9 protein-coding genes are annotated in these 14706 nt (G+C 68.4%); 3 read left to right on the top strand and 6 right to left on the bottom strand.

Translation table 11 applies throughout. The features are described from left to right. Window positions 1–123 precede the first annotated feature (123 nt). From EPA99_RS18215 to EPA99_RS18195, 5 genes are all read right to left on the bottom strand, one after another. Window positions 124–2193, bottom strand: a complete 2070-nt coding sequence (locus tag EPA99_RS18215) for a M66 family metalloprotease (RefSeq protein WP_164978706.1) — start codon at window positions 2191–2193, stop codon at window positions 124–126. A gap of 151 nt (window positions 2194–2344) precedes the next feature. Continuing rightward, a complete protein-coding gene (locus EPA99_RS18210) occupies window positions 2345–3895 on the bottom strand; it encodes a TerC family protein (RefSeq protein WP_129472685.1) in 1551 nt (516 codons plus the stop codon). 139 nt (window positions 3896–4034) lie between these two features. After that, a complete protein-coding gene (locus EPA99_RS18205) occupies window positions 4035–5477 on the bottom strand; it encodes an alginate export family protein (RefSeq protein WP_164978705.1) in 1443 nt (480 codons plus the stop codon). A gap of 23 nt (window positions 5478–5500) precedes the next feature. Then, window positions 5501–6922 carry a UbiD family decarboxylase gene (locus EPA99_RS18200; RefSeq protein ID WP_129472683.1) on the bottom strand — a complete coding sequence of 474 codons (1422 nt, stop codon included), beginning with the start codon at window positions 6920–6922 and terminating at the stop codon, window positions 5501–5503. Between the two features lie 119 nt (window positions 6923–7041). After that, window positions 7042–8388 (bottom strand): MFS transporter, encoded by a 1347-nt coding sequence (locus EPA99_RS18195; protein WP_129472682.1) that lies wholly within the window; start codon window positions 8386–8388, stop codon window positions 7042–7044. A 248-nt stretch (window positions 8389–8636) separates the two neighbouring features. Here EPA99_RS18195 and EPA99_RS18190 point away from each other — a divergent pair, with 248 nt between their 5' ends. The 3 genes from EPA99_RS18190 (at window position 8637) to EPA99_RS18180 (ending at window position 11872) form a co-directional block, all read left to right on the top strand. Next, window positions 8637–9572, top strand: coding sequence for a LysR family transcriptional regulator (locus EPA99_RS18190; protein ID WP_129472681.1), 936 nt, complete (start codon window positions 8637–8639; stop codon window positions 9570–9572). Window positions 9573–9782: 210 nt separating this feature from the next. Then, on the top strand, window positions 9783–11240 hold the full coding sequence (locus EPA99_RS18185) for an aldehyde dehydrogenase family protein (protein ID WP_206733805.1): 1458 nt from the start codon (window positions 9783–9785) through the stop codon (window positions 11238–11240). A 23-nt stretch (window positions 11241–11263) separates the two neighbouring features. Next, complete coding sequence (locus EPA99_RS18180) at window positions 11264–11872, top strand: UbiX family flavin prenyltransferase (protein WP_129472679.1); 609 nt, start codon at window positions 11264–11266, stop codon at window positions 11870–11872. Between the two features lie 1142 nt (window positions 11873–13014). Here EPA99_RS18180 and EPA99_RS18170 read toward each other — a convergent pair. Continuing rightward, a complete protein-coding gene (locus EPA99_RS18170; RefSeq protein WP_129472678.1) occupies window positions 13015–14703 on the bottom strand; it encodes a GMC family oxidoreductase in 1689 nt (562 codons plus the stop codon). Window positions 14704–14706: the final 3 nt, after the last annotated feature.

Here is a 14706-nt window from a genome sequence, read left to right as displayed (position 1 = left end):
CCCCCGCCCCCCCCCCGCTCCCACAGGACATGTGCGCTCGGCTCGATCTCGGCGAGGCCGGCGGCGAACGCCAACGCGTTGCGGCGCGCTGGCGCAGCTAGGAGAAACCTCTTCCCCTGCGCCTCAGCGCGGCGGCTGACGCACCGTGGCGCCGGCCTGGCAGCGCGAGGCGAAGCTGGCGGTGGTGCCGCCCGCGCCCGTGCCGCCGCCGTTGCCATCGCCCGGCACCCACTGGTTCACCAGCGGATACTGCGCCGTGCCCAGTGCCGAGGCGGAAATCGCGGTGCGGCGCACATGGAAGCCCGCACCCAGCGGCGTGCGATAGACCTGGATCCGCGCCAGCCCACCGCGGCCGGTCGGCAGGTTGACCGCATAGCCGGCGAAGTTGTCCGTGCTCAGCACGTCCTGCGCGCCGGGCTTGATCGCCGTGGCGCTGTTGAACTCATGGAAGCCGATCGGCATCAGGATCCGCAGCTGGGTGCCGTCGTTGTAGCTGGCGACCATGGTGTAGTCGCAACCGTTGTAGACGCAGTAGTAGTCGTCCCAGCCACCGGGGTTGGTGGTCTGCATCAGGTCCAGGTCGGCCTGTACGGTGGGATCGAAATGCCGCGGCAGGTTGCCGGTCCAGGTGGGAGTCACGTAGGTGCGGCTGGCGGTGGGCGCCAGGTCGAAGTGCGAGACCGACCCCACCACGGTCTGCACCGGCTGGTTCAGCTGCAGCACGTCGGTGCCGTACTGCGAGCGCTGGCGCGCCTCGGGCGCCACGAAGGCGGCGGTCTGGCGGTTCCAGCGCTTGTAACCGCCGGCATAGCCGGCATCGGGGATCAGCTTGTCCAGGAACCACTCCTGCATGGTCGCGGCCTGGTAATCGGAGAAGTTGGTCCAGCGGTACCTGGCGATGTCGCGATCGTCGTCGCCGCCGGACATGGGCGTGCGCGCATAGCAGCTGCCATCGACCACGCGCCCGTCGCAGGGCTTGCCCGGCAGCTGCAGGGTGCTCAGCAGCTCGTTGCGCACGCTGTCAAAGCCCCAGGTCGAGCCGCTCTTGGTCCCCAGCGGGTACGGGTAGTCGCCGTTGTCGTAGTCGCCATCGGCATGGCCGAGGTTGTAGCCGTGGCCCATCTCGTGATTGAAGATCGCCGAATACACCACTTCTGGCCGGTAGTCCCCGCCGGACACCGAGGCCCCGCCGCCGACATAGCCCAGCCCGCCACCGGTGGAGGCGGCCACCTGCGCGCCACTGGCGATGCGGGTCTGGATGTAGCCATAGAAGCCGGCCCCCAGCGCGTCGTCGCGGTTGGCCGCCGCGCCGTGCAGGTCGCCGACCAGGCCCAGCATGCGCGCGTTGGTGTCGGCCTGCACCGACTGGTAGTCGGCCCAGCTGCCGAAGGACATGGCCGGGTAGCAGTAGCGCGCATCGTTGCGCGCCGGCATGGTGACGGTGTCCATCGTCACCGGCGCGGCCACGGCTTGCGCGAAGGCGGCAATCGGCAGCTTCTCACGGTACTCCACGTCCAGCGGGTAGCCGGCGGTGCTGAAGCTGGAAAGGCGGTAGTCGGGCACCACCGAGCGCGCATGGGTGGCGCCGAACAGGTAGATCGGCGCGGTGTAGAGCTTCAGCGCACTGGCCGGGGTCACGCTCAGCGCCACGCTGACCGGCGTGGAGGTGAAGCCATCGCTGCTCAGTTCCAGCGTGCTGCCCAGTTGAATCCATTCGCGCGGCATCAGCGTGCTGTACTTGAGCGTGGAGTACGGCGCGCGCCCGCCATCGGTGGGCGGCAGCTGCGTCGGGGTGGACAGCGTCACTGGGCCGAGGGTGCGGCCATCGCTCAGGCGCGCGCGGACCTGGATGCCGGCGCTGGTGGTCATCGGCGTGACCATCAGCAGCGCGGCGCGGTCGGCGACCAGGCGCAGCTGCTTGCTGCGATTGTTGCTGGCGTCGTTACGCGACTGCAGGTTCAGGCCGGTGGCGGGCATGACGTGGGTCTGGGCCACTTCCAGCGTGCTGATCTGCAGCGGATTGCCGGGCACGGTGATCGGCGGAGTGGTGGTGGGCGGCGGCACCGTCGGCGCGATCGGCGCAGCGCCGCTGCCTCCACCGCCACCTCCGCCACAGCCGGCCAGGATCAGCAGGCCGCCGGACATCATGGCCACCCGCGCGGACATCCACGCCTGCTCGAACGACTTGCTCATCCCGCGCTCCTTGTGCCGCATGCTCCATGGCCGGCCAGCGCCTGCAGCAGGCGACGGTCCGGGAGAGGCGGGCGAGCATAGCAACGCGCGCCCTGCTAGGACTTCAGATGGCGTGAGCGCGCGCGCCGATCATGCCGGACTGTGGTGGCGGTCAAGCTTCCTGGGACTGCTCCGGCAGCATGCGCAGGTGCGCCTTGCCGACGCGGCGGCGCTCCAGGTTGAGCACTTCGGCCTGCACGCCCGGCAGGGTGATCACATCACCGGCCTGCGGCAGGCGGTCCAGCGTGTGCAGGAACAGGCCCGACAGGGTCTGGTAGTTGGTCGAACGCGGCAGGCCCAGCCCGGTATCGCGTTCGATCTCCTCCAGGCTCATCGCGCCATCGACTTCCCAGCCGGTGTCGTCGATCCGCCGCGCACCGAAATCCTCGTCCTGGGTATCGGCCAGGTCGCCGGCGATCGCCGCCAGCAGGTCGTTGGCCGTGACCAGGCCTTCGATGCCGCCGTACTCGTCCACGATCACCGCCAGCGGGATGGGATGCTCGCGGATGCGCTCCAGCGCGTGCAGGGCGGTGGTGTGCTCGGGCAGGATCAGCGGTTCGCGCGCCGCGCCCACCAGGTCCAGCGGCTGTCCGGACAGCACCGCGGCCAGCAGGTCGCGGCTCTGCACCACGCCCTGCAGGTTATCCAGCTGCCCGTCGCAGACCAGCATGCGCGTATGCGGCGAGGCGATCAGGCGCTCGCGCACCGAGGCTTCGTCGCGGTGGGAATCCAGCCAGTCCAGGTCGCCGCGCACGGTCATCAGCGAGGTCACCGGGCGGTCGGCCAGGGTCAGCACGCTGCGGATCATGTGCTGCTCGGCGGGCTCGAGCTGCTCGCTCTCGGCCGCATCGGCCGCGCCCTCGCCGGCGTGCTGCTCCTGCGTGGAGGCGGTGCCGAGCAGGCGCAGCACCGCATCGGCGGTGCGCTGGCGGAACGGCAGCTTGCGCGCATGCCGCTCGCGGTTGAAGCGCGACCACTGGTTGAAGGCCTCGATCAGCACCGAAAAGGCGATGGCCGCGTACAGGTAGCCCTTGGGAATCTTGAAGCTCAGGCCCTCGGCCAACAGGCTGAAGCCGATCATCAGCAGGAAGCCCAGGCACAGGATCACCACCGTGGGATGGCGGTTGACGAAGTTGGTCAGCGGCCTGCTGGCCAGCATCATCACCGCCATGGCGATGATCACCGCGGCGAACATCACCCCCAGGTGGTCGACCATGCCCACCGCGGTGATCACCGAGTCCAGCGAGAACACCGCATCGAGCACGACGATCTGGGTGACGGTCATGGCGAAGCTGGCGCGTGGCTTGCTGCCGTCGTCGTGCTCTTCCACCCCTTCCAGGCGCTCGTGCAGCTCCATCGTCGCCTTGAACAGCAGGAAGGCGCCGCCGGCCAGCAGGATCAGGTCGCGTCCGGAGAAGGACTGTCCCAGCAGCGTCACCAGCGGGGCGGTGAGCTTCATGATCCAGGACAGCGTGGCCAGCAGGACCAGGCGCATGATCAGCGCCAGGCTCAGGCCCAGCAGGCGGGCCTTGTCGCGCTGTCCCGGCGGCAGCTTGTCGGCCAGGATGGCGATGAAGACCAGGTTGTCGATCCCTAGGATGATCTCCAGGATCACCAGGGTGGCCAAACCCATCCAGATCGACGGGTCGGAAAGCCATTCCATGCGGGGGACTCAGGGGGCGGCCGGACATGATCGCACAGGGCCTGCTGACCGGGCCTTCATCGGCCCGGCCAGGACAGCCGCGCATTACGCAGGCCGATCAACTCACGTCGATCAGCGCACGCCGATCAGTGCACGCCGATCAAAACCGGAAAGTCACCCAGCCACCGAAGAACGTTGCATCGCCGTAGCCGGCCCGCTGCATCGCATCGCCGGCCAGGAAGCGCTCGGCGCGCGCGGTCAGGGATACGTAGCGATGCGGTCGCCAGGTGGCGTTGAGCCGCAGCAGGTCGCCGATGTGGCGTCCGTCCACATTCTGGGTGCCGGCATAGGCCGCGCCCGGACCGGTGTAGACCGCATCGTCCTGGCGCTGGCGCCACATGCGCTGGTACTCCAGCGCCACGCTGGTGGTGGCGGTGGGCGAGAACTGGAAGGTCGGGGCCAGGTCGATGTAGTTGGCGCCGCCGAACCAGGTGGCCCAGCTGAAATAAGGCAGCGCGCCATACAGCAGGCTACCGTTGCGCAAGGTGCCGGTGCCATAGCCGCCCCCGCCGCTGGTGATGTCGGCATGGAACCCCACGGCGGGCCTCAGCCCATCCTTGGACAGCGCCCACCGGAACGTGGAATACGCCCCATAGGCGCGGATATCGCGGCTGCCGAAGTCGCCCCATTCGTACATCGCCGCGGTATCGAAAGTGAGCGCGCCGCGCGTGCCGTACAGGTGCGCGCCGGCGTAGTGGCGGTCGGCCCTGGCCACCTGCGCACCCCAGCGCTTGGCCTGGTCGCGGGCGTTGATCCAGAACGGATCGAAATAGATGTCCCCTTGCACCGGCAGGCGCAAACCCACGGTCACGCCGCGCACGCGCCTGCTGTCGTCGGTGCCATCGTCGAAGGCGCCGGTGCTTTCGGCCACATAGCGCAAGTCGTACACGCTGATGCGCTTGTCCGCGCCCATCGCCCAGGCGCGCACGCCGTCCAGGGTGAAGTGCATGTTGGCGTTCTCGCGCGTGGTCATTAGCCACTGCGGGCCGTCCTGGAAATCCTGCCGGCCCACGCGCACGCCGACATCGGCACCGTTCCACTTGCCGGCCACATCGAAGAACGCCTGCTGCACGCGGGCCTTGTCCTCCTGCGCCGGCGCGCGGGTGGTGACGCCATGGCCATTGATGCTGGCATGCGCCAGTTCGGTGAAGGCGCGGAAGTGCTCGCCCACGTGCAGGTCGGCACCGACGAACAGGCGGTACATCTCTGGCGCCTGCGAAGGCGCGCCCTCGCGCAGGCCGATGGCGCTGTAGTAGTCCCCACGCAGGCGCTGCTCCATGCTGAAACTCAGGTACGTCTGGCCGCCCTCGTCCAGCGGCACGTACTTCAGCGCGTCCAGCGCGTGCTTGCGCTTGCCTGGATCGCGCAGAAAGGACCAGTCCTCGGCCCAGCGCGACATCCAAGTGTCCGGCCCGGTCTTGCCGCCCAGGCCCTGCCCGGCCAGCGGATAGCCTTCGTCCTGGCGCGGCTTGGTCTGTGCCCGGGCGCCGGGCGCCATCACCAGCGCCAGGGTCATCGCCGAGGCGATGGTCTTGATGTACATGGCCTGCCCCCTCCCAAGGACGTTCATGCCGCGCGCTGGCCTGCCTGGCGCCAGTCGCGTGCCGTGGTGAGCAGCGCGTCCAGGTCCAGGGCGTCTTCCCCGGGGATGCGGATGCGCTTGTACTTCATTTCCGGCGCATCGACCGGGATGGTGGCGTCCAGGCCCATCTTGGCGCCCACGCCATCCTCGGTGGACGGATCGAGCTTGGAGCCCTGGCTGTGCGCGATGACCACCAGGTCGCGATCGGCCTGGAAGCGCGTGGACACGGCCCACTCCACTTCCTGCGGGTCGTGGATGTCCACATCGGTGTCCACCACCACCACATGCTTGATGTCGTAGTGCGCGGCGAAGGCACCGAGGATGACGTTCTTGCCCTCCCCGTTCTGGCGCTTGTCCAGCTTGACGTACAGGTGGTAACGGCCCACCCCGCCCAGCGCCAGGTGCACGTCCTTCACCCCTGGAAAACTGCCCTGCAGGGTGTTGAGGATGGTGGCCTCGCGCGGGATCGCGCCCAGCAGCAGGTGTTCCAGGCCGCCACCGACGATGGTGTGGAACAGCGCGCCGTGGCGATGGGTGATGGCATCGACCTCGATCACGTGGCGGCGCGCGCGCTCGCCGTAGTACTGCGGGAACTCGCCGAACGGGCCTTCCTCCTCGCGCTCGTCCGCCAGCAGGCGGCCTTCGATGACGATCTCCGCATCGGCCGGCACGCGCACCTCGTTGGTGGTGCACTTGACCACCTGCAACGGCTTGCCATGCAGGGCACCGGCGATTTCCAGCTCGTCGTAGTCCACCGGCACGATGGCTTGCGAGGACAGCAGCGTGGCCGGGTCCACGCCGATGGCGATGGCCATCTGCAGGGGCTTGCCCTGCTTTTCGGCCATGCGGTAGTAGTGATCGGTATGGCGCGGCAGCAGCAGCACGCCGATGCGGTTCTTCCCGCTGATCTGGCAGCGGTGGATGGCCACGTTCTGGATGCCGCTTTCCGGGCTGCGCGAGATCAGCAGGCCGGCGGTGATGTAGGCGCCGGAATCGTGCTCGTTGTGGGTGGGGATGGGCAGCTGCCTGAGCAGGTCGACCTCGGTGTGCACGACCTCCTGCGCCGGGGCCTGCGCCTGTGGGACTTCCTCGCAGGCAATGGGGTGACGCGCCGCATGCTGGAAGTGCGCCAGCAGCCCATCCTGCTCCACGCCCAGCGCCTCGGCCATCCAGCCACGGTCCGAAACAATGCCCGAGACCACCGGGATCGCATGGGCGCCATCGGGATCGGGGAAGAAGGTGGCCTGCTTGCCGTCGAGCTTCTTGGCCACCGCGGCGATCTCGTGCCTGAGCTTGAGGCCATCGCGGGCGATGGCCAGATCGCCGCGCGCGGACAGGCGGTCCAGCCATTGGCGCAGCGACAGCGCGCCTGTACCGATGGCGGGGGAAGGAGAGGAATCAGCCATGCAATGCTCCGTTGGGGTCAGCGCGCCGTGTGCCGGCGCAAGGTGGCCCTTGGGCCGCCGCTGCCAGCGGCCCTGGGACGAAACCGGATGCGGGCGATGCCAGGCGGCAGCGCCCACGCCTACAGCGAGCGGCCGCGGGTTTCGGGGATGACCAGCGCGCCGATCAGGTACATCAGGCCCAGCACGCCACCGAACACCGCCAGCACCATCGGGATCTGCGCCGGCGTGGCGGCGGCCAGCGAAACGAAGGTCGGCATGGTGCCGCCCAGGGCGAAGCCGATGTTCCAGCTCAGGCCGGTGCCGCTGGCGCGGATGTCGGTGCCGAAGCGCTCGTTGAGGAAGATCATGATCGGCGCGATGGCCGCCCCGCCGATCAGCGAGATAGCGATGGCGTACCACAGCACCGCATCGACCTCGCCGGCCGCGCCGCTCACCGCGTTGAACAGCAGCGGCAGGCCGATCAGCGCGGCCAGGCCGGCGGCGATGAAACTGGGCTTGCGGCCGAGCTTGTCGCTGAGCCAGCCGAACAGCAGCGAGCTGACGATGACCGCCACCGAGCCCCACATCAGGATGCGCGAGGTCTCCCCGTGCGGCACCTTGGCCACCAGGTTGAGCAGCGTGGGCAGGTAGCCGGAGGTGAGGTAGTAGGTGGCGCCACCGCCGAAGGTGATCAGCAGGTTGACCAGCATCACCTTGCGATACTCCGGCCCGAACAGCCGACGCACTGGCGAGACCTTCTGCACCACCGCCGGCTTGCTCGCCTTGGCCTGCTGCAGTTGCTTCCAGACCGGCGATTCCTCCAGGAACTTGAACATGATCAGGCCGAACACGGTGCTGATCAGGCCGGTGAAGAACATGAAGCGCCAGCCCCACTGGTCGAACTGGTCATCGGGAAAGATCCCGGACAGCACGAAGTAGGCGAAGGACGCCATCAGCGCACCAATGCCGGCACCGGCACCGCCGACCAGGCCGGAGACCAGGCCGCGGTATTGCGGCGGGATCGACTCGGTGCCGATGGTGTGGGTGGAGGCGACGATGCCGCCGACGAACAGCCCCTGCACCACGCGCAGGACCAGGAACAGGATGGGCGCCAGGATGCCCACCTGCTCGATCGTCGGCAGCAGGCCGAAGCCGGCGGTGGCAAGGCCCACGCCCACCATGGCCACCATCAGCGCCAACTTGCGACCCTTGCGGTCGGCATAGGTGCCGAACACCGCAGAGCCCAGCGGGCGCACCAGCAGCGCCACCGCAAAGGAGGCATAGACCGCGGCCAGGGACAGGGTCGGGGTGTGCGAGGGGAAGAACAGCCGGCCCACGATCGGGGCCACGTACAGCAGCAGGAACAGGTCGAACAGGTCCAGCGCCCAGCCGAAGGTGGAAGCGAACGCGGCCAGCAGCACCTTGCGCGGCGGAATCGGCGCAGGGTTGCCCACCGACCCGCTGGCCGGCGTGGTGTCATCGCTCATGATTCCCCTCCTCGGAAACGAATGAACGTCGGGTTGTCGCACCGACATCCGGCGTCGTCTTCCGAGGATTCGGAGCCACCTGGGAGCATCGGCGTCAGGGTCGTGGAGGCACGCGGCGGATCGAACATCCGCATGGCGCACCTGCAACGCTGCCAAGCGAGCCTCACGCAGGTCACCGATAAATCCAAATAATGAATTTAGATATGATCGATCAACTTTTCTGACACTGGCCAAGGCACGGGAGCACGATGGACCTCCGCCAGATCAACTATTTCCTCGCGCTGTACGAGGAAGGCAGCGTGACCCGCGCCGCGGCGCGCATGAACGTGGTGCAGCCGGCCTTGTCCATGCAGATCGCCAAGCTGGAACGCGAGCTGGAGCAGAAGCTGTTCGAGCGCACGCCCAAGCGCATGGTGCCGACCTCGGCCGGGCGCACCCTGCACAGGCTGGTGACGCCGATCCAGCGCGACCTGGCCGCGGCGATGACGCACATGGCCAACCTGTCCGGGACCATCTCCGGCCAGGTGTCCATCGGTGTGCTGTCCTCGGTGACCCGCAGCGTGGTGCCGGGCGTGCTGATGGCGTTCTGCCGCGACTACCCGGACGTGGAGATCTCCATCGCCGATGGCTATTCGCAGACCTTCATCGAATGGGTCAACGCCGGTCGCCTGGACCTGGCGGTGATCAACCGGCCGGCACGCCGCCTGGGCCTGGAGACCATCCCGCTACTGGAGGAGGAAATGGTGCTGGTAGGCCCGCGCGACAACCCGCCGCCAGCGATCCGCTCGCTGGCCGACGTGACCCGGCTCAAGCTGGTGCTGCCGTCCAAGCGCCATGGCCTGCGCGCCGAGCTGGACCGGCACATGGCCGGCCTGGACGCCGAGCTGGAACCGCAACTGGAAATGGACTCCACCGATTCCATCGCCGACCTGGTCGCGCGCGGGGACTGGTTCACCGTGCTGCCCAGCATCGCGGTGCATCGCCAGCTGCTGGACGGCACCCTGAAGGCCTATTCCATCGGGCGCTCGCGCATCGCCAGGCACCTGGTGGTGGTCCACCAGGCCCGCCATCCGCTGGGGCCGGCAGCCACCCTGCTGGTCGAGCGCCTGCGCCAGGCCCTGCACCAGGCGCGCGCGGCACTGGATCCAATCATCATCCGACCTGATAAGAAACATAAGGACTGATTATTGGATTTGATCGAAAGCCCGCGCTAGCGTCGGCGCTGGGAGTGGCGCGCCGACCGCGGGCGCGTCGCCGCCGCCTTTCACCGGGTGCGGCGGTCGGGAGGGCGGCACGGCACCGGAGCGCGCTCCGGCCTGTCGCGCCGGTGCGGTCGGCCCTGGCGCCGACGGCGTGACCGATCGTCGTGCCCCATGCGCACAGGATCGACACACGTGACCACGCTCTCCACCACGCACTGGATCGACGGCGCCGCCACCGGCACGGCCAGCCTGCCCAGCGAGGATCCGGCCAACGGCCAGGTGCTGGGCCACCTCGCCGATGGCGGCGCAACCGAGGCGCAGGCGGCCATCGCCGCGGCCCGGCGCGCCTTCGACCGCAGCGCATGGGCCGCCTCGCCACGCCTGCGCCAGCGCGTGCTGCTGGACTGGGCGGCAGCCTTGCAGGCCCAGGCCGGCGCGCTGGCCGAGCTGCTGACGCGCGAGAACGGCAAGGTCATCGCGCAAGCGCGCGGAGAGATCGCTGGCGCGATCTCCGAAGTGGAGTACTACGCCGGCCTGGCCCGCCACATTCCCGGCCACGTGCTCGAGCCCGAGCCGGGCGTGCTGTCCACCGTGCTGCGCGAGCCGGCCGGCGTGGCCGGCATCATCGTGCCGTGGAACGCCCCGGCCGTGCTGCTGGTGCGCGCGCTGGGTCCGGCGTTGGCCGCCGGCTGCACGGTGGTGGTCAAGCCTGCCGCGCAGACCACCTTGTTCAACGCCGCCCTGCTGGCCCCGCTGTTGCAGCACCCGCAGTTGCCGCCCGGGGTGGTCAACGTCTTCAGTGAAGCCGGCAGCGCCGGTGCCGCGCTGCTGGCGAGCTCGCACGAGGTCGATGCGATCTGCTTCACCGGCTCGACCGCAGTGGGCAAGACCATCATGCGCAGCGCCGCCGACAGCATGAAGAAGCTGTCCCTGGAGCTGGGCGGCAACTCGGCCTGCCTGGTGTTCGCCGATGCCGACATCGGCGCGGTGGCGCCGCGCCTGGCCCAGGCGGCGACCATCATCTCCGGCCAGCAGTGCACGGCCGCGCGCCGGGTGCTGGTGCATGCGAGCAGGTTGGGCCAGATGAAGCGGGCCCTGGCCGGGGCGCTGGACGCGCTGCGCCTGGGTCCGGGCATCGACCCGGCCTCGCAGGTCGGCCCGCTGATCGACCGGCGTTCGCGCGATGCGGTGGCCGCGCAGGTGGCGCAGGCCTGCGCGCAGGCCGACGAGGTGCTGCTGCGTGGCGGCGTGCCCGATGGCGAACTGGCGCAAGGTGCGTTCCTCAAGCCGGCGCTGGTCTATCACCGCGACAGCGGCGCGGACTTCGTGCAGGAGGAGATCTTCGGCCCCTTCCTGGTGCTGGAATCCTTCGAGGACGAAGCCGAGGCCATCGCCCGCGCCAACCACACCGTGTTCGGCCTGTCGGCCAGCGTCTGGACCCATGACGGCGCGCGCGCCCTGCGCGTGGCCCGCGCCCTGCGCAATGGCACGGTGTGGATCAACGCGCACAACAAGCTGTTGCCCGAGGTGGAGACCGGCGGGTATCGGCAGAGCGGCCTGGGCCGCCTGCACGGCTACGACGCGCTGGCCGACTTCACCGAACTCAAGCACATCTACCAGGCGCCGGGCGTGGCCGGCGCTGCCCCGTGATGGCCGACGCCGGAGACCCGCCGATGCGTGCAGACCCGCAGCACAACCCGCCACTGATCGTCGGCATCTCCGGCGCCAGTGGCGTGATTTACGGCGTGCGCCTGCTGGAGATGCTGCGCGCGCTGCAGATCCCCTCGCACCTGGTGATGTCCAAGTCGGCCGAGATCACCATCGCCCATGAGACCGACCTGAAGATCGCCGAGGTCAAGGCGCTGGCGACCACGGTGCATGCGCATCACGATATCGCCGCGGCGATCTCCTCTGGTTCCTTCCGCACGCGCGGCATGATCATCGCGCCGTGCTCGATGCGCTCGATGTCCGAGATCGCCACCGGGGTGACCTCTAGCCTGCTCACGCGCGCGGCCGATGTGGTGCTGAAGGAGCGCCGCCGCCTGGTGCTGATGGTGCGCGAGACGCCGCTGCACACCGGCCATCTGCGCAGCATGACGCAGCTGTCGGAGATGGGCGCGATCATCGCCCCGCCGGTGCCGGCGTTCTATGCGCGGCCGGATTCGATCGATGCGATGGTGGATCACACGGTGGGGCGGGTGTTGGATCTGTTCGAGATCGAGACGGGGAAGGTGAGGCGTTGGCGGCAGGGAAGTGATGTGGCGGTGGGCGAGGAGCAATAGCGAGCACGTGGTCGTTGCCGCGCCGTTGTGATCGGCGCTGCTTGCGGATGGTGGCGAAAGGCTTCGTCTTATCCTCTTTGAACGGTTCTTGGTTTTGCCGAGGTTCGATCATCGCGAAAGCTGTCGCACGGCTTCGGCCGTGCGACCTACGCTTGTCGGGTTGGTTCGGGGACTTGGCTAAGAGCAAGGGCTTTCGTGCGGCTTCGCCGCCCGACTTACTTTCTTTGCTCGTGCAAAGAAAGGTAAGCGAAGAAACACGCCCCGGGCGGCACGCCCGCTTCGCGGGTCCGCTGCGGGCCGAGGGATTTTCCGAAGGGACATCCATGTCCCTTCGGAAAACGCCGTGCATCCATGCACGGCGCCCTGCGGGTCTTGTCCTCGCCCCTCCGCCGTGCCTCACGGGGGTTTGAAGTTCTAGAGCCAGAGCAACAGCAACAGCAACGGCAACAGCAACAGCAACAGCAACAGCAACGATCACCGTGACGGTGACTGCTAAAACCAAGGTCAGCGCCAGGCCAGAGTCAAAGCTATGGCGTGGCCAGTGCAAACGTCGAAGTTGAAAACAGCTGGACGGGAAGGCTAACTGCGCGATTCTGTGACTAAAAACGGTCCTAGTCAGCGCGAGGCAACAGGCTAACCCCAAGCAAAGATCTTCGTGTTCTCCCACCAAAGTAAAGCAAGCCCGTCCCTTACCTTGCTTTTGCTTTTGCTTCTGCCTCTGCCTCTGCCTCTGCCTCTGCCTCTGCTTCTGCTTCTGCTTCTGCTTCTGCTTCTGCTCTTGATGTTGCTTTTGCTGTGGCTTTAGACCTACTCCCCCTTGAGGTCGGGCGGAGGCCGACGGTCAAACCCGAAGGGCGACGCGCAGGACGCGCGTCGTTTTTGGAAGGGACATGGATGTCCCTTCCAAAAATTCCGGCGGCCGCCGCGGACTTTTCGCGCAGCGAAAAGCCGACCGCCAGGGGCGTGTTTCTTTGCTTACCTTTCTTTGCACGAGCAAAGAAAGTAAGTCGGGCGGCGAAGCCGCACGAAAGCCCTTGATCTTTCCTTTCACCAACCCTGCATCGCACGCAACGGTCAGAAGAAGGCGAAGAAAACGAACCAGCCAACGCACAAAGTCTATGGCTAGCTAGACGCGACAAGCCTCAGGCGCGCAGCATCCCCTCCGCGATCTTCTCCGCCACCATGATCGTCGGAATATTGGTATTGGCCGACGGCAACCGCGGCATCACCGACGCATCGGCCACATACAGGTTCTCCATCCCGATCACCCGACCGGACGGATCCACCACCGCCCCCGGATCCCCCACCCCTCCCATCCGACACGTCCCACTGGCGTGCCACACCCCGAATACGTTCGCCCGCACGAACGCCTCCAGCTGCGCCTCATCGGCCAGCACCGCCGCCAGCGAGCGCCCACCGTTCATGAAGCGCTGCAGCACCGGCCCGCGCACCGCCGCCGGCACATCCAGCAACGCGCCCAGCGCCTGCGTCAGCAGCGCGTTCCGGCGCGTGACCGCACTGAGCCGCTTGATCGCGGGCGTAAAGCCCGCCGGGAACAGGTCATCGGGATTGGGATTGAGCGCCTCGCACACGGCCAGACGCACCAGCTGCCGCACCCCATGCAGCATCCGCTGCAGGTCGGCGGGCGTGGACAGCAGGTTGAGATCCACCTTCGGGTAGTCCTGCGGCGCGGCCGACACCAGCTGGACGCTGCCGTGCGACTGCGGCTGGTTGCACCACAGGAAGAACAGGCCCAGGCGCTGCCCCAGCGCATGCCAGCCGGCGCGGGCCGAGGCGGTCAGATACATGTCCGAGACGCTGCCGCCGTCGACTCCCGAGCTGTAGCGCATGGCCACGAAGCTGGCGCGCCGATAGCTGGCCGGCAGCCGCAACGCACGCGGCAGGTACTGGCACAGGGTGAGCGCGGGATGGTCGCGCAGGTTGCGCCCGACCCCGGGCAGGTCCACCGCCACCTCGATGCCCAGCGCCGACAGCGCCCGTCCATCGCCGATGCCGGCGCGCATCAGCAGGGCCGGCGATTGCAGCGCACCGGCGGTCACCGCGACTCGTCCGGCGTGCACATGCTCGCGCTCGCCGCCGCGCTCGATCGCAACGCCGGTGATGCGGCGCCCGTCGCGTTGCAGCCCCACCACCTGGGTATCGGCCAGGATGCGCAGGTTCGGGCGGGCGCGCGTGGCCGCGTCCAGGTAGCCGGTGGCGGTGGACACGCGCCGGTCACCCTCGTTGGAAAACGCCGGCGGAAACAGCCCGTCCTCGAAATCGCCGTTCTGGTCCAGCCGCATCGTCAGCCCACTGCCGGACAGGGCCTGCGCCACGGCCCGGGCGTAGGGCGGGAACTGCGCCGGCGTGATGCGCCGGATCGGAATCGGCCCGTCCTGGCCATGCAGCGGGCCGGCGCAATCCAGGTCGCGTTCCAGCCTGCGGAAGTACGGCAGCACGCTGTCCCAGTCCCAGCCGCGCGCGCCCAGCGCGGCCCAGGCGTCGTAGTCGCGCGGCAGGCCGCGGTTGGCCGCCTGCACATTGATCGACGAACCACCGCCCATCACCCGGCCCTGCTCGTACGCGCGCGCGAGCCTGCGCCCATCGGCCCCGCGCGTGGTCGCAGCGCGCAGGCCCGACCAGATGTAGCGCTCGCCTTCGAACAGCGCCATCGGATAGCTGTCCAGCAACGCGGCCGGCACCTGCCCGGGCGGGGTGTCCATGCCGGCCTCGATCAACAGCACGCGTCGTTTCGGATCGGCCGAGAGCCGGTGCGCCAGCACGCAGCCGGCCGAGCCGCCGCCGATCACCACCTCATCGAACATCTGCATCGC

Origin of the sequence: Pseudoxanthomonas composti, from assembly GCF_004122095.1 — a bacterium.
GTDB lineage: Bacteria > Pseudomonadota > Gammaproteobacteria > Xanthomonadales > Xanthomonadaceae > Pseudoxanthomonas_A > Pseudoxanthomonas_A composti.
Note: the sequence above shows the minus strand (reverse complement) of the source record. Positions and strands in the feature narration are given on the sequence as shown.

Excerpts from the sequence above, each read along its gene's own strand:
- EPA99_RS18180 (WP_129472679.1), top strand. The coding sequence starts at position 11,264 with ATGCGTGCAGACCCGCAGCACAACCCGCCACTGATCGTCGGCATCTCC.
- EPA99_RS18195 (WP_129472682.1), bottom strand. The coding sequence starts at position 8,388 with ATGAGCGATGACACCACGCCGGCCAGCGGGTCGGTGGGCAACCCTGCG.
- EPA99_RS18190 (WP_129472681.1), top strand. The coding sequence starts at position 8,637 with ATGGACCTCCGCCAGATCAACTATTTCCTCGCGCTGTACGAGGAAGGC.
- EPA99_RS18215 (WP_164978706.1), bottom strand. The coding sequence starts at position 2,193 with ATGAGCAAGTCGTTCGAGCAGGCGTGGATGTCCGCGCGGGTGGCCATG.
- EPA99_RS18205 (WP_164978705.1), bottom strand. The coding sequence starts at position 5,477 with ATGTACATCAAGACCATCGCCTCGGCGATGACCCTGGCGCTGGTGATG.
- EPA99_RS18210 (WP_129472685.1), bottom strand. The coding sequence starts at position 3,895 with ATGGAATGGCTTTCCGACCCGTCGATCTGGATGGGTTTGGCCACCCTG.
- EPA99_RS18200 (WP_129472683.1), bottom strand. The coding sequence starts at position 6,922 with ATGGCTGATTCCTCTCCTTCCCCCGCCATCGGTACAGGCGCGCTGTCG.
- EPA99_RS18170 (WP_129472678.1), bottom strand. The coding sequence starts at position 14,703 with ATGCAGATGTTCGATGAGGTGGTGATCGGCGGCGGCTCGGCCGGCTGC.